The sequence below is a fragment of the Paenibacillus sp. FSL H7-0323 genome (assembly GCF_038002725.1).
Lineage (GTDB): Bacteria > Bacillota > Bacilli > Paenibacillales > Paenibacillaceae > Paenibacillus_AQ > Paenibacillus_AQ odorifer.
The window spans coordinates 5719820-5739782 of the sequence record NZ_JBBODB010000001.1 but is presented as its reverse complement, the minus strand read 5'-3'; the positions used below and the strand labels follow the sequence as shown (position 1 = coordinate 5739782).

14 protein-coding genes are annotated in these 19963 nt (G+C 42.5%); all 14 read right to left on the bottom strand.

Going from position 1 to position 19963, the window contains the following annotated elements; translation table 11 throughout:
• Positions 1-98: 98 nt before the first annotated feature.
• The 14 genes from MHH89_RS25720 to MHH89_RS25655 all read right to left on the bottom strand — a co-directional run bounded on the left by MHH89_RS25720 (position 99) and on the right by MHH89_RS25655 (position 19963).
• Entirely contained in the window at positions 99-1211 is a 1113-nt protein-coding gene (locus tag MHH89_RS25720; RefSeq protein ID WP_341088474.1) for a helix-turn-helix domain-containing protein, read from the bottom strand.
• Between the two features lie 213 nt (positions 1212-1424).
• The gene (locus MHH89_RS25715; protein ID WP_341088472.1) at positions 1425-2276 is read right to left on the bottom strand and encodes a hypothetical protein; all 852 of its coding nucleotides are present in this window, start codon (positions 2274-2276) and stop codon (positions 1425-1427) included.
• The gene (locus tag MHH89_RS25710; RefSeq protein ID WP_081383426.1) at positions 2269-2847 is read right to left on the bottom strand and encodes a sigma-70 family RNA polymerase sigma factor; all 579 of its coding nucleotides are present in this window, start codon (positions 2845-2847) and stop codon (positions 2269-2271) included. Before MHH89_RS25710 ends, MHH89_RS25715 begins: the two co-directional genes overlap by 8 nt.
• A 283-nt stretch (positions 2848-3130) precedes the next feature.
• Positions 3131-3664 carry an NADPH-dependent FMN reductase gene (gene ssuE / locus MHH89_RS25705; protein ID WP_076185145.1) on the bottom strand — a complete coding sequence of 178 codons (534 nt, stop codon included), beginning with the start codon at positions 3662-3664 and terminating at the stop codon, positions 3131-3133.
• Positions 3664-5022, bottom strand: coding sequence for an LLM class flavin-dependent oxidoreductase (locus MHH89_RS25700; protein ID WP_076219502.1), 1359 nt, complete (start codon positions 5020-5022; stop codon positions 3664-3666). Before MHH89_RS25700 ends, ssuE begins: the two co-directional genes overlap by 1 nt.
• A gap of 137 nt (positions 5023-5159) precedes the next feature.
• Entirely contained in the window at positions 5160-6167 is a 1008-nt protein-coding gene (locus MHH89_RS25695; RefSeq protein WP_076305265.1) for an ABC transporter substrate-binding protein, read from the bottom strand.
• Positions 6168-6321: 154 nt separating this feature from the next.
• A complete protein-coding gene (locus MHH89_RS25690) occupies positions 6322-7092 on the bottom strand; it encodes an ABC transporter permease (RefSeq protein ID WP_341088826.1) in 771 nt (256 codons plus the stop codon).
• Positions 7093-7167: 75 nt separating this feature from the next.
• A complete protein-coding gene (locus tag MHH89_RS25685; RefSeq protein WP_081391952.1) occupies positions 7168-7977 on the bottom strand; it encodes an ABC transporter ATP-binding protein in 810 nt (269 codons plus the stop codon).
• Between the two features lie 263 nt (positions 7978-8240).
• Positions 8241-10655, bottom strand: coding sequence for a restriction endonuclease-like protein (locus MHH89_RS25680; protein ID WP_341088471.1), 2415 nt, complete (start codon positions 10653-10655; stop codon positions 8241-8243).
• Positions 10627-12876: an MrcB family domain-containing protein gene (locus MHH89_RS25675; RefSeq protein ID WP_341088470.1), complete on the bottom strand. Its 2250-nt coding sequence runs from the start codon at positions 12874-12876 to the stop codon at positions 10627-10629. Before MHH89_RS25675 ends, MHH89_RS25680 begins: the two co-directional genes overlap by 29 nt.
• Before the next feature lie 17 nt (positions 12877-12893).
• On the bottom strand, positions 12894-13583 hold the full coding sequence (locus tag MHH89_RS25670) for a nuclease-related domain-containing protein (protein ID WP_340033951.1): 690 nt from the start codon (positions 13581-13583) through the stop codon (positions 12894-12896).
• A 146-nt stretch (positions 13584-13729) separates the two neighbouring features.
• Positions 13730-14185 carry a hypothetical protein gene (locus tag MHH89_RS25665; protein ID WP_341088469.1) on the bottom strand — a complete coding sequence of 152 codons (456 nt, stop codon included), beginning with the start codon at positions 14183-14185 and terminating at the stop codon, positions 13730-13732.
• Between the two features lie 376 nt (positions 14186-14561).
• On the bottom strand, positions 14562-16457 hold the full coding sequence (locus tag MHH89_RS25660) for a DUF1998 domain-containing protein (protein WP_341088468.1): 1896 nt from the start codon (positions 16455-16457) through the stop codon (positions 14562-14564).
• Positions 16454-19963, bottom strand: coding sequence for a helicase-related protein (locus MHH89_RS25655; RefSeq protein ID WP_341088466.1), 3510 nt, complete (start codon positions 19961-19963; stop codon positions 16454-16456). Before MHH89_RS25655 ends, MHH89_RS25660 begins: the two co-directional genes overlap by 4 nt.

Sequence of the window (19963 nt, the reverse complement as noted above, 5' to 3'; positions counted from 1 at the left end):
CTTTCCTATATTCTCAATAATAATCATTCTCAGTATTGAGTGTATAAGAGATAGGACGCATTGACCATGTAACATCTTATGATTAGACATGTACATTTTCAAGGTATCATCATTACTGCAAGTTCCTCTAGCATCCGCTTTAAAGCTACAGGCGAATATTCAAACCAAGGATCGGAGTGAATAACATAGATTTGTTGCTGCTTAATAGCCTCTAACTGTCTGAACCCAACCTCTCTCTGCAAATGATGCCATGTTGCTCGTGACTCATCATCGGGGCAGATAATAGTAAACAGCTTATCTACCTTCAATTTACCTAATTCATCAAAAGTAATCTCAGTATTATATAGACCGGGCTGCTCATAACTAGATTCCGCTCCCAAATCCTGAAATAAAAGATGCTGAATGCCTGTATTACAATAAGCAAAGATTTGCTGCTGATAGATACGTATAACTAGAACTTTAGGTGGTGTAGAGGTCCAGTCTAACCTGCGCCGAACGTCTTCCAATCTTGCCCTATACTGTGTGATCCACTGTTTCGCTTCTTCTTGTTTATTTAGTCGGGCAGCAAGTTCAGTTAAGGCTACTAAACAATCTTGCTTATCATCCAGCCAATAGATTGGAAAATGATCCTCTATCCGTTTTACCAGCTCTGACGACAAATCTTTGGGAGAAATAAGAAGATCAATTGGCAAATGCAATAGCTCATTGGGGCTGCAATAATTTTTGTTTTGTGTCAAGGTTACCTTATGCTCGATTTCTTGCGCCCACAAATTATAGTAGTACGGTGTCCACTTTGCACTTAAGGGTGCAGCAAACGGAATGACTCCTGCCGCATGTAAATACCCCATCATGTTCCCAGTTACAACACCGATATGTGATTTTTGCTGGCTGGAATACATCGTTGGCGAGATCCCTTCAACCTTTTTGAACACTCGGCTAAAATAAAACTCATCACTATATCCAACCGCTTCTGCTATAAACTTCAAGCGAACGTCTTCCTTTTGCAATAATTGTTTAGCCTTTTGAATCCGCAGCTGGGTAACAAACTCCATTGGACTTTGTATATATTCCTGTTTAAACGCCGAGGAAAAATAACTGGAACTAAGTCCAGAAAGATTAGCTAAATGTGCTAAAGACAAGTGCTTCGTGAAATTCTCTTCTATATATTTTCTAACCTCGCTTAAATCCGTCTTTTGCGATTGTTTTTGCATTCTGTCACCTCTTTACTGCTTATATAAATGCACTTAACTCTTTATTCATTCATTAATTGATAATCATTATCAATTATACTTTTGTTTTTGGGGGGTGGCAATGGTTGGGGAATGTTCTATAAAAGTGTGCTCAAAAAAGAAGACGCTCAGGGGACTAATCCCCTCGCGTCTTCTGTGTGTAACTATAGGCTGCTGCTGCCCGGAGTAAGTCTTTTATTCCGAATCTACAGCCGGAGCCGGAGCTGCAACCGCTGCTCCATTCTTTTGCAAGTTCTCCTTCACTTGACCTTGCTCTAAAGGCTGAACAGGCGCACCAATGTTAAAACTATCAATGATTTTCCCTAGTGTAGCTTGGTCAAAATCTACTTGGGAATACAACTCTACTGTATAGCCATCCTCTTCCCATATCACAATTCCATTTGCATAATAAACCTTAGTCCCGTTAATTACTTCTGTCTTCACTTCTTCCGTAGTGCTGATCCCATTGTCCCCGCCCTTGGAGATTAGAAAATTCACAGCGTTCTCTCCAGAATTATACTGTACTTCAACCATGCTGGTCCCCTGAAGAACACAATTCACAAACTCATAGTCTCCCATCCAGTCGGGTGCCGGGAAGTTCATGCCAAGTGCTGCACGTGCTTCATCTAGGCTCAACTTAGCTGCAACCGGCAATTCAATGACCGCATTCTCCCCACCTTGGGCATCTTCAGATGGAGTCATTGACTGTGCAGCCGAAGGGATTTCCTTATCGTATTGCGTGATTTCTAGATTTCCCACTTCAAACTTTGCCATGATCGATTGGAACATATCCTGTGCATAGGAGGTTGCAGAGAATGCTCCACCCAGACAAATTACTGCACTGCCAATCACTATTGCATTTCTCCAGCTGCTTTTTTTCATCGTTATCCCGTCCTTTATCTCTGATTGGGGGCTAAGAGCCCCATGGTCCAATTTGTATATCAAGCGGTTATAGATTCTTTCTTTGGCGGTAGTGCTGCCCTGTTCGGCATTCTCAAGCAGTTCTATGGTTTTGCTGAATTTGGTGAGATCATCTTTCTTATTCATTTTTGAACCCTCCTGCCTTTAAGGAAATATGCAGTTTTTTCAAGCTTCTATATACTACGACACCGATATTGGACTCACTAACTCCCATGATCTGTGCAATTTCGGAATTTTTCAGCCCAGCCCCATATTTCATTGCAATGATATTTCGTTCCTTCTCACGCAGCTTGGAGAGCGCCTTGAACAGTGCTTGATTATTATCCTCACGGATCGCCAGCTCCTCAGGAGACGGCTTGGGAAATATAAGTTCCAGCAACGAATCCAGTGAGGTATAGCTTCTTTTCTTCTGCGCCCGAAAGTAATCCGTCACAGCATTTCTTACAATGGCAAACAGCCACACCTCAAAATTGGATTTTTCTTGTGAAAAACTATAATACTTACACATCACAGTCTCAAACACCTGACTGCATATGTCCTCTGCCGCGTGGTGGTTATTAATCCGATAACAGATATATTTGTAAACACGTTGGTAGTACGTATCATACATCCGGGTAAATTCCTCTTTGGACATGATAGCTTCACGTGATCTTTCGGTATTCATGTAACGCTCCACTTTACCCTGGATAACCTCCATCTCCACCCTCCTTCCACCTCACCTTCATCGAAAAGCTAAACAAATTGCGCAATTTGTTGTGAAGAAACTTACATATGTTAATACGGAGAAACGCCCAAACCATTAACAAATGTTTTGATGTAATCGTGGAATGGCAAAAAACCATCATACAACTTATAGTTCACCAAATGGAGACTAGGGACCTTTTTCAACGTTGGTTCATGAGATTAACAATCACAACACAAAAAACGCAACCCCGAAAGGCTGCGTTAACGTTAACCCCTAACTTCCTGTTCTCCCTAGTCTAATTAGTTATTTTTGCAGGTGCAAGCTTTAGTAATTCCACGGTTAGCCGCTGCTCCGCTTCCTCATCAATACGATACCCATCAGCTTCTAAACGTTCAATTTGCCGATCCAAGAAATAAACCGTATTTAAAATCTCAGTAGCACCCAGTACAGATAAGACGGGTTTTAATGCATATTCAATCGCTAGAAGATGGCCTAACGAACCCCCAATAGCAATAGGTACAATTCGCTTACCAACCAGCGCTTTTTGCGGAAGGAGATCTAAATAGGTCTTCAAGATTCCCGTATAGGAGGCTTTATAGATAGGCGTTAATACGGCGACAATATCCGCTTCTTCCACTAGCGCATTGGCCCGCAGAATCGCCTCACTGGCGAAATTGGCCGTAAGCAAATCGTCCGCTGGTAACTCATGTACATAGATCGAATGATGCCAAATCCCCTCTTGCGTTAGAAATCTTTCAACCTGCTGATGAATAGCAGTTAATCGAGATTTTCTAGTATTTCCTCCATTAATAATGACTGCTTTGCTCATTACACATTCCCTCCTATACTCGCACTTGTTAGTGCTTTTTCAAGTGTTGTTACAACAGGTACAGATAGCCCTAAATTTCCTCGAAGCGTATAACTCTCATATTCAGTACGGAATAAGCCTCTACGCTGTAATTCAGGAATCACTAATTCAACAATATCGTTAAAGCCCTCCGGGAAATGGGGAGGCATCACATTAAATCCATCTGCACCATCGTTTAAGAACCATTCTTCTAATTGATCTACGATTTGTTCAGGGGTTCCAACGATTTCCCGGTGTCCGCGTGCTCCAGCGATGCGCTCATAGATTGCACGAATAGATTGCAGATTCTCACGTTTGGCGATATCACGAATAATGTTGTAGCGGATCCGCGGATTGGTGTCATCTTCAATTGAACTGAATTCCGGAAGTGGTTCTTCGACATCATACCCTGACAGATCAATGTTAGTGAAAGACGACAAATACGATAATCCTACTTCAGGTAAAATATAGCTGTTTAATTGCTGCTGCTTCAACAAAGCTTCTTCCTCTGTTTTCGCTACAGTAATAAACACACCCGGCATGATCTTCAAGTCCTCCGGTTTACGTCCATATTTAGCCAACCGCCCTTTCACATCACGATAAAAGGTTTGCGCTTCTTCAAGCGTCTGCCATGCTGTAAAAATAACTTCTGCGGTCTTCGCAGCTAACTCTTTTCCAGATTCCGATGATCCAGCTTGAACAATCACGGGATGCCCTTGTGGTGTAGTTGAGGAATCCAGTGAACCCTGTACCTTAAACCAAGCTCCCTGATGATCAACAGGATGTACCTTTTCTACATCTAAATACCGACCTTGCTCCTTGTCGATGACCAGCGCCTCAGACTCAATAGACAACCAGAGTTGTTTGACAACCTCCACAAATTCCTCAGCACGTTCATAGCGGGACGCATGCTGCAAATGTTTATCCTTACCAAACAGGAGAGCTTCACCCTCATTGGCTGATGTTACTACATTCCAGGCGGCACGCCCCTTGGACAAATGATCAATCGCTGCGAATTTACGCGCTACATGGTATGGATCGTTATAGGTAGTAGTCAACGTGGCCGTTAGCCCGATATTCTTAGTCACTGCTGCAAGTGCGGAGATAATAATAACGGGATCTAGCTTTAATGATGATTGTGCATTTCCGGACAGCTTTTGACCTAATACATCTGCAAAAAATATCATATCGAACTTGCCGCGCTCAGCCGTTTGTGCAATCTCCGTTAAATACTCCAAATCAAATGCCCGACTTGCCCCTGAAGAAGGATGACGCCAGCTTGCTACATGATGACCGGGTAGATTAATGAATGCCCCTAATTTCATTTGTTTTTTTGTCATGTTAACCACTCCTATTGTTTGATTTTCTATTAAGGAAATCCGTACACAAAGGCGGATGCTCACGCTCCTACAGTTCCAAACTTCCCCTCTGCCACTCTCCCTTTTTAGATTGTTGTAGATTCAACTCATATAAAAAATTATTTAGCAAAAGGATTAAATTCGTTCGTATATAACTCTTCCGGCTTCACTTGGCCTTCCTTTAGCTCCCCATTTGCCACAAGCCAATCAATCCAGACATCGTATTCCGAAGGTGTAATCACGCCGCCTTTTTCAGAGATGCCCGTACTCTTCCAAAACTTAAGATTATCTGTGGTTTCCTTTCGTTCACGCTTATTAATAATTTCCTCGAATCGTTTAATTACTTCCTCCCTAGGTGTCGTTCGGGCCCATTCAATGGCTTTTGCAACTCCATCTACAAATTGCCTGACGGTATTCGGATTCTCCTTGATATACTGATCTGTAAAGAAATAATCACCCGCAGTAAACTCTGTGCCAAACACATCAATATCCTTAAAAATTTCTGCGACCCCACCTGTTGTTAAAGCCCGATCCCGGGCAATCCCGCTTAACATAACCACATCGATCTGATGATTTCGCAGAATCTGTTCTGCACTAGAACTTGGAACTGTCACTAAGGTTACTTGTTCAATTTCCTTTTCGGTCAAGTTGCCTTGGCGTAAATAATCTTTAATGACGAATTCCGAATGGGCACCGAGAATATTCACCCCTACTTTTTTACCAATAAAATCTTTAGCCGACTTTATAGCTCCCCCCTCGAGGGCATATGCACCTACATACGTATTTTTATCACTGCCGTAGGAGCCAATGACGGACTTTATTTTTACATTCTTGGCGTAGGATTTAATAATGGCTCCATTGAATGCTGCACCAAAGTCAATTTGTTTCGTCGCGGTTAATTGAATACTTTCCGGACCACCCACGCTGTCACCTATAGACTCTAACTTCAAATCTCCTAGGTAACCTAAATCGGCGGCCAGCTCTGGGAAAGACACACTTCCAGGTGCAGACTGATATTGCAGGATCTGATCTTCTCCACTTTTGGCGGAGGACTTCCCCTCTGAGCAGCCAGATAAAATACCACTAACCAAGCCTACAAGTATAAGCAGTGCTACTGTTTTGTTCATCTCGCTTCTCCCTTTCCAAATGAATTGTATTTTTCTGAGCTACAGTTCCAAACTTCCCTCCGCCACTCTTCCTTTTTAGATTGTTTTAAGTACAATTAATTCAATTTGTTTAGTTGGTATTATTCATAAAAAATATCACTTCATAATCCCCATTCTATTCATTCACCGGTTGCTTCCATTTAGAAAATTTACGCTCGAGCATGGTCAAGCCTTGGTTGATTAGCAAACCCAACAAAGCAATGGTTAATATACCGGCGTACATTTGAGGGATCTGAAAGTTATATTGAGAATAAGTGATTAAATAGCCTAAGCCTTCTTTTGCACCTACCATTTCTGCCGCAATCAATACTAATATCGCCCCTGTTCCTGCCATTCGAATCCCTGTAAAAATAGTTGGCACGGATGCCGGAAAAATGACCTTCAGAAATAATTTGAACGACTTAATATTCATGGATTTAGCCGCTTTAATAAGTAAGGGATCGACGTTACCTACAGCAGCAATCGTGTTTAGAAGAATAGGCCATGTGCAAGCAAATAAGACGATTGTAATCTTAGAGGTTTCACCAATCCCTAACAGCAGCATAAATACCGGAAGTAAAGCGAGCGCAGCTGTATTTCGGAACAATTCCAACACTGGATTTAATAGCTCCCTAGCTAAGGGATACCAGCCAATTAATAAACCTAACGGGATCGCAATCACTAACGCTAATGCAAATCCACTGAACGAGCGAATGATACTCGCTAAGAAATGAGTGAATAGCTCACCTGAAGCTATCAAATTCCATAAGGCGGTGATTACCTCAGAAATAGGCGGGAAAAATGCTGCGTCAACTAAGCCGGTCCGTGGTGCGACTTCCCATAGTAAGAACAATAAGACTAAGACAATGGACTGTTTGAACACCTTAAGCACGCCGGAAAAAGAAATAGGATTTCGTTTCTTTAGCTGTAACGTTGAATGAACAGACTTAACGGATTCGATGGGAATCCCCCCCTTTATAGATTAAATATATGCACCTTTGTATTCAGGTTCATGCAAATAACCCCATACCTCATGTCGAGCCTTCACAAAATCAGGATGTGAGCGAATATCCGCATCTTCCAATCGTGATGTTAGCGGAATATCTACAATCTTCCTCACCGTCCCGGGTCCTGGTGTCAGGACGACTACCCGCTCCCCAAGATAAACGGCTTCATCAATGCCATGCGTAATAAAAATGATGGTTTTTTGGGTCTTCTGCCAAATCCGTAAAAGCTCACTTTGCAGAGATTCACGTGTTTGGGCGTCCAGTGCGGCAAAAGGCTCATCCATTAACAAGACATCTGGGTTAAAGGCAAGACTTCTGGCAATGGCTACACGCTGCTTCATCCCCCCGGAAAGCTCATGTGGATAACGGTCTCCGAAATCACTAAGCCCAACTAACGAAAGAAAATGCCCAACCTGTTCGCTACGTTCATGCTTCGGAATCCCCTTTGCTTCTAACCCAAATTCAATATTGCCACGCGCGGTCTTCCACGGAAATAAAGCATACTGCTGAAAGACAATACCTCGATCAAGGCCTGGACCAGTTATTGTGTGACCATCTATTAAAATGCGACCCTGTGTGGGGGATGATAAACCACTAATCAAATCAAGCAAAGTTGACTTACCGCACCCGCTTGGCCCCACTATCGTTATGAATTCACCTTTTCTTACGGAAAAGTCCAACTCTTTTACCGCTGTGAATTGCTGCGTTCCCTCCTTTTGCTTAGAATCTCGGACACTGAACGTTTTGGTGACACTCTCAAATCTGATTTTTTCAGCAGCAGCCATTGACTTCACCTCTTTTAGTTATTATTACGGGAAAGTGATTGTTCGCCAAAAAGGCTCAGATGACAACGACTAGCGTTTGTCCCCTGAGCCTCTGGTGGAACCAGTCAGCATATTCCGTTTCGTACTCACAATCACTAAAATTTAAACATCAATAATTTGTATTAATCTGATGGGATTACTATATTTTAATCCGCTGGGGTTGTCAACAATAAATTCATAATTATGGAATTAACTAAACAAACCTTACTTCATGTTCACTAACCTTAAATATTCCGAACTTCAACAACCTTTCCCAAGTCCACATACTGGTCATGATCCAACTTCACCTTCACTCTGCCCCTTCGGCGTTTCTCACGCCATTCACGAAGATCTCCCTCCGTTTCTAAGCGAAGCTCCGCGATTTCCAAGGCACGATCCAGAATATATTTACTCGTATAGAGCACCGTTTGTATTCTTTGACCACCTAGCATGATAGGAGACGTAATTGCTTTCCATTCCTCAACCGTAAATCGTACATACAGATCTTCTTCAGTACCCGGGCGACAAGGAACCTCTTTAATCTCATTACGCCGCAGCACCTTCCAATCCGCTACTTTCCCTACCCAGTGAATCCCCGTTTTTGCAGGATCAATGAACTTTTTGCGGGATTGGCACATCGCTACGTATTCAATTTGCGTTAGGATCTTCTGATTTGCAAGATTCCTTAACGGCATATGATAAAAAGCTTTCCCCAGCGCCACCTCCACTTGTTCGGGTCCCCGGACAGAACCAACAAGCACATTTTTGCCCGCGAGTTGGTTGGTATAGTATTCTTTCGTGCCGCGTGGACGGGTGGAACGCTCGTAAGCTTTTTCCGGACTATCCTGAATAATCTCATCCAAGAATCGCTCCACTAGGCTTGTAGAATTCGGTAGGAATGGCAAAGCACCAATATTCAATAGCTCGATGCTTTTGTAGAATCGGTGGGTCTTATACCGCTCCTCATCCGGGTAGGGGAATAACACATAGGCGCCAAACATGCTTCGCTCATATTCTTCCGATCCCTTCTCCTGATACACAATGGCATCCCGATAACGGTGCATGGTGTTGATGTCATCCTCTTCAGGACCAGGCTGCCTATAAGTGCGGTGATAGGAAGTCCCTTCATAAGCCGGATTTAATCGGTATTTCGCATCAAAAACATACTTATACTCTTTGATTTTGCCAGCATCCTTCTTCTTCAGTGTCAGCACATTATCCGGACGCTGATTGAGCGTCGGTGCCTTATCCGAGCTAGGAATCGCATTATAATACAGGATGAACTGCTCTCCGTTAACTGGATTCTCGTACACCATCTTAGCGCTCTGCGAGCGGTCAAGTGTAACAAAAATACCATTCCGATTCACCTTAATAATATCCTGCTTCACCAGCTTATACTTCTGACCCAGAAGCTGATTCAACTTGAGGAAGCACCAGTATTCATAGAGCTGCGCGACATCCTTCATAGACAGGCGCAGCAGATCACCTTGGATCGACAAGCCTTTGAGCAGCATGAGATAACAGCGATAGACCTCGCGGTATCCAGGGGCCATCTGCAGCACCAGTGTAACGGACATCTGCCTCAGTACTCCAACCTCACGCAAAAAATCCATCTTGAGCACCCGCTCTAGTTGAGTAAGCATGGTGTCTAACCTTTTTATAAGTAATGGATCTGGGGTTCGGTTTTTAATCTTCCAGCGACCCTTGAGCTCTTTCAGCTTTCCATGAATGCGTTCCAGCATCCAGCGGATGAACCTATTCTCATTAGTATCATAGGCGAGGCGTCTTCGTGTCTCCATTAAATGTGTGGCTGTGTAATTTCGGCTGCCGATGGTCAAGAATCCATGGTTCATGTCTTCTCTTAATCGTTCGGGATGCTTCGCGAGCTCGCGGATGTTCTCTCTTCCTGCCTTTTTGACCCGATTGGCATCCACTAGTCGGCAGTCCTGAAGCAGAGCGTAATGGGGATTCTTGTTAATCCGCTCAACCGCATCCAGAAGCTGTCTAAATACATGCTGAAGTATGGTAAAAAACTCCGTCAAGCTCTGATGCTGCGTCTCCCGCAAGCCTGTTAGTTGGTAGGTTTTGCGCAAAAAATCAAAGGCCAAATTATAAATCTGCTCATTCACTTCATTTAAAATATTCTGGTAATCCAGCTTGTAATCCATTTTAGAGGGAAAGATCTCCATCTCTACCCGCAGCAAAGCCTGTCCCGAACTGCGGATCTCCCATTCCGTCAAACCGACCTCATTCCCAAAGTTCAGCACACCCGCAAGAATAGACTCCCCTAGGGGCTTAATTGCCTGCCGAAGCAGCACATTGTCATGATAAAAAGAGAGGTTAGCAGCGGTCTTCCTCTGAATCACCAGCTCATACGACTGTGTCTCATAAAAACAAGGAAAGACCGACTCCCCCGGCTGCCAGTCCACCATCCCGTGAGCTTCAGGAGAAAACACTTTAATCTGAACATTACCAAGCCGTTCGGAGCATGTAATCCCAAACTGAGCATTTACCCACTCCTGACTAGAAGAACGATGAAGCTGCAAGGTCTCCACAGTAGGATGATATGGCCTTCCTTGAAGAAAAAGCGTAAAAAGCTCCGTTTCTACACGGAGCAATTCTACCGCCTGATTAAGAGAGCCAGTATGAGGTGAATCCATCTTCTTCCAGCCTCCTAAGCATAAAAGCCAATTTACGCGCACTTTGTGGATGTTTGGCTGTAGGGGGAGTTTGTCCAGCAGCCCATCTCAGGTAGAGTGGAGAAGCATCATTGTCCATAAGATCTTCAATATTTACCGTCACACCAGATCCTGTACCAAGAGCCCCTTTCATCAAGTTCAACAATACCCGGCGAACCGAAGAATGGCTCCCTTGAATGCGCGGCAGTATCTTTTGCAGCAGTTGCCAGTCAAAAGCTTCTTCCTCATTCATCAGCTTGTACCGTTCGTTATAGATCATATAGAAGCAAATCGCATCGCGTACCCGGAAACCTACATGAGCATGGACATCCTCAAGCAGAGCATTGATCTTAACCAATCTCTCTGTCGTCCGGACAACTAGCTCTTTATTGGCATCATAGGCATCCACTAGCTGCAAATAATCGGAGCGCAGAAAAAGATGATTCAGTTCGGCAAGATCAGCGGGGTCCGTCTCTTCCTGCTCACTCATGTCCGGGTACTGCTGCAGATTGATGTAATTGAACTCCAGTGTGTTAGCTCGGTCCAGTACCTTTTTGCTAAAAGGATGTGTCGTTTCGTCCATGTTCACAGTCCCGATCAAGAACACATTCTCCGGGACACCTAGGCTGCCAAACTTCACTTGATCCTCAGACGTATCCAGCATGGTAGAAGATATGAGATCCTGTGTCTGGATCTTTCCCTCCTGCCAGTCCTGTGTTTCCAGCACACTTAGCAGGTCACTGAAATAATGCTCTACCCGCGCCAGATTCATCTCATCCATGCAGATAAAATAAGGTTTATACTGATTCTCCGGTTTCCGCGCCTCTACTAATACTTCCGTGAGCGGACCCGGTTTGAACCTGCCCGAAAGATCCTTGTACCCCAACAGATCCGCAGGATCACTCCAATCTGGCCGCACTGGGATCAAGGTAAACTGACCGTTAATCCCCGTTGCACCAAGAGCTTCTGCAAACAGCTTTACCAACCGAGTCTTCCCCGTGCCCGATATCCCCGCCAGAATGACAAAAGGCTTAGTCTTTAGCGAGAGGTAAAAGTTCTCAATAAGGTGCTCAGGGAAGAAGAAACCTTTACGGCGGATGTGGGATTGGATTTGGTGGAGGATAGAGGGGATTTCGACGTCGTTAATTGGCTCAGGTACCAATTCCATATACTCTGTCACTGGTTCTACCTCCAAGGTGCTTGCCGTTTCGTTAAGCACACGCCTTTCCACATACAAACGGTAGTTTTCCATTACATTTTGAAGATCTCTTACTAATTGTTCGTCAGACGGAACTTTTCCACGCTCATACTTCACATAGGCAATCGTCGATGCTTGATAATCGTTTCCCAGTTCTCGACCCATTAGATGAATATTTTCATCCTTATTCATGTTTTCAAGCGGTATGAACTCTCGAACTTCTTTCGTTTTTGCGCGAAGATACACGTATGCTTCTTTACGGCCTTTTTCTCTTATTGGAGCCGTCACTCCTTGAGCGAGTGTTAAATACACAGTACTCATATCTTCTGCAAAAAGATAAACGACATATTCTCCGCGTTGAATAGTTTGCGTGACACGCTTGTCCAAAATTGCTAGCCAAGGGATGGCAGCCCATCTTCCTTTTCCAATAGAACCTTCAATAATATAATAATCTTCTGATAGGAACGGCAAGGCTTTCAACTCATTAGGGATTGCCTGACGTAACAGGAAACCTAAAGGATGGCTGGCTGAGCTATCTTTTTTAGCCAGAACATACCTATCCATAATTTCGTCTAAATATTGCTTTATAGAGAATTCTTTTAATGCTGTGTTATAGTTTTCTAATTCTTGTTGTGCTAACTCTTTAAGTTCAACTAATCCTTCTTCACCTAGCTGACTAATAATAGTGCTTTGAAAACCCATTGAGTTATCTTGTGTGTTAAAGAAAATAATACTTGATAGCGCATTAACTGGACTACTAATAATATCCTTAAGTTGGCTCGGAGTAACCTCTGCCCAGCTTTCCCGTCCTGGAGGATGATCTACCCGGTTTCCTCTATCTTGCTCAGTGACGAAATAGTTAAGAAACCGTTCCTTAATGCGATCAAACGATACATGCTCCCGATGAGAGCCTCGTAGCTCTTCGATTAAAGATAGGATTAGGACCATCTTATATGATTTTTGTTTACGCTTGAAAATCTGTTTGATTGTATCTGGTAATGGCATGGAGTCCTCCAAGGTCGTTAACGATTTTTAGTATTCGAAGTAATTTTCTCTACATGAAGCTTTCGGATCGCTAGGTCTGTAATATTAGCTTGGCTCAGTTGGTCATAAATAGATTGAACTTGTACTTGAGAAAATAACGGTTCAGGATTTTCCAACTTTAAACGGAGCAGTTTTCTGGAGATAAATCCACTCAACTCTACATCATAAACGACTAGCTCGTTAGACTGAATTTGGCGGAGCTCTGGATCTATGCTAAAGCGACATCTCATAGTAAATGAGATAATCGATACAGATTTCAATTTAGGCAGACCCTTAAGAAGACTTTCAACGGACTTGATATGTCCGTAATTTTGCTTCAGCGGATTATACATCTTGTAACGGTTGCTCACTGACCATTGTTGATCCATCTGTTTACCTTTAATTTCTCCATTGTAGTTTTTCGTTTCAATGACAAATATGCAATACGGAGAAATAACGATATGATCAATCTGAGCGTAACCAGTTCTAGATTTCGGATTAGGGAGCAATAGATCGCTTAACGATTTACACTCCTTTGGCAGCTGGTCAAGTTGGATATTGATTTTATACTCGCCTAACTCTCCAATTCGTGTGGAGGCCACTTTTAGCTTTGGAGTGTTTACCTTATGCATAGCCTGTGACGGCTTGGAGTCTGATTTTTTGAAGAGAGACATTAGAGCTTTAAACATAGCCAAACCTCATATCATCTGGATTTACAATATGTATGGTAATTCGACAATATGGGAAGGATTACCTCCAAAAATACACACAAGAAAAAAGGACTGTCGCATGGACAGCCCCAACATTAAAGTCAACGTATACCTTCGATTCCGTCTTAATCTGAGAGAACAGAAGGATCAGCATACGCATTAGCAAGCTGCATTCCATCCTTGAGCCCTTGTAGATATAGACGTTCATGTAGAACGGATTGCTTTAATGAAAGCTTATCCTCCCAATACTCAAACTCAGGCTTACGTATAATATCCATGGAGGCAAACAACGCTTGAAAAGCTTCGCGCTCTTCCTTAAAAGCTATTCTAGGCTCGGATTGATGTTCTATCACTGCGCTCACCTCATCCAAGCGACCTTGTATCGTTTGTATAAACCATGCGGGAAAACTCACCACATCTCCTCCAAGACAGAAGTTTAAACTAAACGCATATGAAAATTTGTTCCTTTCTTGATTCATCTGATTAATAAGTTCATCTACTCTAAGACTTTGATCTGTAACCGCCTCATTAGTGTTTAATGGAATTCCCTGCTCCAGTGACCGCTGCCCTAGTTCATTCAACTTACGCTTCTCCTCTTCATATTATGCATTGCATCCTCACCTTTCTGGCAGAGCTATTTTATTAGCTTGTCTTTTCAAATGACTAAAACTCGCACTCTAATAAAATTTTTGTAACTTGGAGAATCTTTTCAGTGCTTCATTCCGATATTACCTATAGCCAAATTGTATGCGATGAAAATGTTATTTTAATGTTAATATCGAATTAAATTAAAATAAACTAATGAACACATTAAAATGTTACGAGATAGTATTAGTAGTAGCACGGCATGTTAATAAGCTGAATATTCATTTAGCTTCCTACAACTTTCCAACAAAATTTATTCGCTTATTCACCCACCAAAGAAAAAAAAGAAGGGTCTTCCCCTCATGCATTTAGCTATTTTAAATTAAAAAAAGCCGTTGTCGGATCTACTCCTTGCAAGGGAACAATCAACCCTCTATCTAAAAAGCGATTAAATTCTTCGCAAGCTGTTTCTGGTATCAACGAACAGCTGTGGCAAGCGGCTAAATTACATGAATCTGGCCCTTGCAAGCCGATTTCAGTACAAACAGGATCGGCAGAGCACCATCCCGCATTACTAAACGCTTTACGAATAACTGCTTCCAGATAACCAGGCTTACCCATTCGTACCAATCCACCCATGGTTCCATCGGAATCACCTGCAGCTGTATAAATAAGAACACCACACATCGGATTAGATTCATTGTCGGAAACATACAGTCGTTCCCTTAACGAAGACGAGCTGTATCCACATTCGAACACGAGCTGATTGATAAGTAAATGCGCAAAAGTATGGGCCATAATGAAGCGCGGTGTTATTTTTTTCTCCTTGGTTCGGCGGTTAGCTACTAAATGCCTATATCGTAAACTTAAGGGTTTGGTTCTTTCAGATACTTGTATTCTTCCTTCCCATTCCCTTACAATCTCCTCATTGAAATTAAAGAAAATCCCTTCCCCAAATACCACATAGCCCGGTAGCCATTCGTCATTTTTATCCTCCGGTTGTTTGCGCCAGAGCATAGATTTTAAATCCTCAATATCATTTTGCTGGTCGTTGAAAACTCGGGTAAATCCGGTTAAAACGCGTGTTTCTTTTAATTTTTCTACTAAGTGAATATTCGAAAAATACTTTGATATCTCGAATAAGTTATTTTTGTATAACCCGACGGGAACAGGTTTAATTTTTAATTCTTCCTGATTTATTTCCCCATTTAATACTTCATACTCCTCTTGCCGAAGGACTGCTTCCATGTCATTAGGCAGTTCCTCTTCACTACCTGGACCTTCATCTCGTGACTCTCTCACAAGTAATGCCCGGCGGATATCAGAATCAGAATATCCATTTAGTTCAACCAGAAATTGCCCTTTTAACTGTTGGACTGTTTCATCTAAGCTCAAACTTGCTCGTTTGGCTAAATTTATAATACTTAAAACCTGGTGGTGTTCAAAATATGATAGTAATTCAGATATTTGTTTATTGCTGTTTCCAGGAATGTAAATGGCACTGCGTACTTGTGCAAAATAAACATTAGAGGCACTTCTCAAAGAGGCCCTAAGATGGCAGGTACAATCTACCCCTTCATCAGTACCAAGCCACGGACGCTTACCCTGGCATAAGAAAACTGTTCCATCTTCACATAATGATTCACTTAATTCTGTTTTACCTTCGTCGTTTGCAGACGTTATACCGTACAGCATTCGAGGCTCAACTCCGCATTCACACCTTACTTGCATAGAGGTGAGCGCCCCTCCTCCCGTGCTTACCAAGTACATTGTTTTTTTGCATGAAGGGGTCTTTTGTTTATGGACCCACTCCCTCCAAGGGAAGTCTTGCAAATGGCCTCTTTCACATATAGCAATGAATGGAGCTTGTACCAAGTAGTTTTTATACCCTTTCTGTTCACAACCTTTACACAATTCATTCTTTTTTTCATAATATTGAAATTCATGCATTTGACCGCAAAAAGTGCAATAATGCCATTTTGGAAAGCGCAGGAAAGGTACGGTTAAGAACATATTCATATCCTCATCACCGCTACTTCTTGTCCGAAAGTCTGGCGGTAGCCGGAAATGATCCACGCCTAGCAACCGTTCTAAACGCCACTCTTTAATTTTATACTGGGACAAATCTGTAGAATCCATTTTCCCATGTCGATCTTTAAACCAATGATCCAGTCCGCTGCATACAGAAGAGATTCCATTCTTAGAAATTGACATTGCTCCAGGACCGAACGGTGAGATTAATTGGGCCCTGCGTATCGGATACTTCATGATTCCAACTCCTCTATATCTTGAAGAACGTATAACGTGCTGATTTCACCCAAACATGAAGAATCCACGTTCCGCATGGAATTCGGTGTAGCCCAGGATATTCTTTTTGTTGTTGGGTCCACATAAGAACCGACTGAATAAAGCAACGGATACTCATCAGAAGTACTCTTTTTGGACCATTCGGACGGGCGCAATGTTTTCCATTGTGATATACGGCGTTCAAAAACCTTCTGAACGTTATTCATTTCTTCCTGGTCAATTGATTTAACTCGTTTACAGATTCTTTTCCATAGCTGAGACAAAAGTTCTTCTGGCACTGGAGAAGGAGAATCAACCTCATTCAAATGGCCAAACTGACGTACATAACCTACCATAACAGCGTGTAGCATCCGGTCTACTACTGTAGGGGAAAAAGGCGTGACGCTCGTTGGCTCCACCTGGGCATACAATTTTTCATGGTAACTCCGGAATTTCTCAAAGTGAGAGCGGTCTCTGGGTTTTGATGCGCTGTACAAAGTTACGACCAGCCCCGGCCTTTCATACCAACGACGACCTACACGTCCTGTAACTTGGATATATTGAGCTGTGGTTTTAGGTTGGCCTATAACAGCCATTAATGAAAGACGGTCAATGTCAACACCAACCTCAATGATGTTTGAGGCTAGGCAAACGTCTGTCACAGTCCCTCCACCTTTTTGTATTTTAAGTTCATTGATTGCCGAGGCAACTTCGTCACTAGATAACCGTGAGGTAAGCTCCTTAATTTTATTCAAATGCCTTAATTCTTTAAAATCCAGATTTTCTCGGTTTTTAATTACTTTTAAATGGTTAGGTATGTCCGATTGAAGCAACGATACTGTCGTGCCAAGCTCCCTCAAACTGTTAAAAAAGATAAGCAGCGTCCACCATGGATCTCTTTCTTTTTCGTCCATTTTCATGGGGGATTGCAGAAGGGATGTTAATGAACGTACCTGTACTGTCTGCATAGAACCAAGACCGGGTGCATTCAATCCTACATATTTTCGTCCAGGTAATAACTTTCCTTCTTTATCGCGTGCATAAGTTGCAAAGAATGAATCATCTGCATCTAGTCCCGATGCCGGGAATAATGCAACATTCGTACGGTCGTAAATATCTTGAATCTGTTTTCGGTACCTCCGTATCGTAGCAGTTGAACAAACAATTTTCGGTTTTACTCCATTGCCTGTCCGGTAATCGGTACACAATTCTTCTATCAGAACTTCAAATATCCCGGACATAGAACCCAAAGGACCCGATATTAGATGCAGTTCATCTTGTATAATCAAGCCCGGAGGAGAACTGTTCCTAGTTCCATCTCCCCCTATTCCAAAAATAGAACGCGGCCGGGAGTTCCAGGCGAGTTGAGCAAACTTATCTACAGTGCCGATAATAAATGTAGGTCGTTTATCATAAATGTCTTCATCTACAACGTAAACGGGTAACTTTTCACTAAACAGGCATTTATTATCCGTACAATGAATCTCCACCTTGCCATCCGCCAGCCTGTACCCATGTACACTGAAATTGGGCTGCGATCTAGTTTTAGTGTTTGTTTTTTTTCCTTTTGCAGCAACAGACTTAATTTCCTTCAACCGAAGTTTCCCCATTTTTGCACCGCACCAAGGACAAGAGTTAACCAAAAAGGGATTGACATTGCTCTTACCGCTTCTCAACTCCATTAATTGTTTTTTTGCAATTACATGGTTATTTGGTGTTGTATCACCGCCAAGCCAAATGCCGATAGAAAACTCATCACTGCCTAATTGTTCTTGATGCCGACGCCGAATTGATTCCATAGCACAAATTAATCTAGAAGCCCTCTGGAATTGATCAGCCGTAAGCAAACGCAATGTGTAGCGCATCAGTACATGTACACCTGAATCAGTTTTGTTCTTTAACCTTCGCATAAAGATGGAAAATGCGGACAACCCCAAATAGGCTTCTGTTTTGCCGCCACCTGTGGGAAAGAAAATGAGTTCCACCGTTTCACGCTCTGGGCAATCAGACTCAGCAGCCGATTCCATTGTCATCAGGATAAATGCAATCTGAAAAGCACGCCATTTACCTCTACTCTCCGGGATTACGGTCAAATCTGGTGTCCTGTAAGGAGAGGAGAAAGAAATAGCCTCATCTGCTAACTCAGCTTCCCGGATCACTCCCCCTGTCACTTGTTGCAAGAGCATTGCTTCATTGGCTAACCGGAAGGCACTCAATACAATTGGATCTTTTAAGTACTCCAGCCCCTGTTTCATTCGCTTTACACATTTGTCACATTCCTGCAAATTCCTTTCAGCTGCAGGAGTCAATGTTGAGTCTAGTTTTTTTGCTTCTTCCCAACGTTTTTTTATCCATTTCTCATAAAGGCGGACAATTTCCTCCAATTGATTCATGCCATTATTTGTCGGATCTATGCCCGCCAAATCTCTCATGGATACTACTATATCTGTCCCGTCATCTCTTGTTATATCTGGTGTCATACTTTTTGTTTCATAAGATGGTAAAAAACTGGTTAGTACAAAAGCGGCTTTGTCGTTTATAACTTCGCTCCAATCAGCTGAACATCCATGACCAACAGCATATGTTTTAGTTTTCCGGTACAATAAAGTAATGGAAAGCTCTTCTTCATCCAAAGCATCCAGATCCGCCATTTCAGGATAGGGCAAAATTAACGGGCGAAAGTCTGGAGAAATAATTTCAACTTTAAATGAAGATTGAAAAAGACAACTGCTGTCTAAAGGAATATGCCCAAACGCTTCAGTCCGGTTGATCAGGCTAACCGTAATAAGTCTTTCAGTATCTTTGAGCGGGCGTGAAAGTATATTTGCTTGAATATCTAACCCTTCCATATTAGTTACATTTGTAGTTTCTCCGTGTTCCAATATCTCTTCTGGACCTAATAGTTTTTCTGCTTTTATCTTCACAACAAAATGGACCGGAACACGCACCCACCATCTATGCGTCTTTCCTTCATCCCCCCCTTTTAACTTAACGGAAAGTGGATGATATCTTCCCCCATTTACATGGACAACCAATTCGCTGCCATGTGGAAAATCCGCTTTAAAACTAACAGCCATGCTGCTTTGCTGGTAGGCATTTGCTGAAACCATATCCAGATCTGTATCGTCTTCATCAACCGTATTACGACTATCAATGCTCTCCAAATCCTTCGAGGCATCTCCAATAATAAGAGGTTCAGTATGGTTAGGATCATTTTCTTTTTCTTCTATAAAGTCCTCTTTCTCGGTTTTCAGCGGGTATAAGACCGCTGTCCCGTAACGGCGTGATGGTGATTGTTGCAAAATTTCTTCTCCTGTATTTTGATCTTTATACGGCTTATACAAATCATCGGCTTTATCGAAGAAGACAGTTTTACTGCTATTCAGTGTTATGCTTTTATCTGATACGCAAGGACCGATAAATTCGTTTTTCAAACTGTCATAGAGTGCCTCACGATTTTTTAAATTTGCAAGTAAAGTCTTATTCAT

Excerpts from the sequence above, each read along its gene's own strand:
- MHH89_RS25720 (WP_341088474.1), bottom strand. The coding sequence starts at position 1,211 with ATGCAAAAACAATCGCAAAAGACGGATTTAAGCGAGGTTAGAAAATAT.
- MHH89_RS25715 (WP_341088472.1), bottom strand. The coding sequence starts at position 2,276 with ATGAATAAGAAAGATGATCTCACCAAATTCAGCAAAACCATAGAACTG.
- MHH89_RS25710 (WP_081383426.1), bottom strand. The coding sequence starts at position 2,847 with ATGGAGGTTATCCAGGGTAAAGTGGAGCGTTACATGAATACCGAAAGA.
- ssuE (WP_076185145.1), bottom strand. The coding sequence starts at position 3,664 with ATGAGCAAAGCAGTCATTATTAATGGAGGAAATACTAGAAAATCTCGA.
- MHH89_RS25700 (WP_076219502.1), bottom strand. The coding sequence starts at position 5,022 with ATGACAAAAAAACAAATGAAATTAGGGGCATTCATTAATCTACCCGGT.
- MHH89_RS25695 (WP_076305265.1), bottom strand. The coding sequence starts at position 6,167 with ATGAACAAAACAGTAGCACTGCTTATACTTGTAGGCTTGGTTAGTGGT.
- MHH89_RS25685 (WP_081391952.1), bottom strand. The coding sequence starts at position 7,977 with ATGGCTGCTGCTGAAAAAATCAGATTTGAGAGTGTCACCAAAACGTTC.
- MHH89_RS25680 (WP_341088471.1), bottom strand. The coding sequence starts at position 10,655 with ATGGATTCACCTCATACTGGCTCTCTTAATCAGGCGGTAGAATTGCTC.
- MHH89_RS25675 (WP_341088470.1), bottom strand. The coding sequence starts at position 12,876 with ATGCCATTACCAGATACAATCAAACAGATTTTCAAGCGTAAACAAAAA.
- MHH89_RS25670 (WP_340033951.1), bottom strand. The coding sequence starts at position 13,583 with ATGTTTAAAGCTCTAATGTCTCTCTTCAAAAAATCAGACTCCAAGCCG.
- MHH89_RS25660 (WP_341088468.1), bottom strand. The coding sequence starts at position 16,457 with ATGAAGTATCCGATACGCAGGGCCCAATTAATCTCACCGTTCGGTCCT.
- MHH89_RS25655 (WP_341088466.1), bottom strand. The coding sequence starts at position 19,963 with ATGAATAAGACTTTACTTGCAAATTTAAAAAATCGTGAGGCACTCTAT.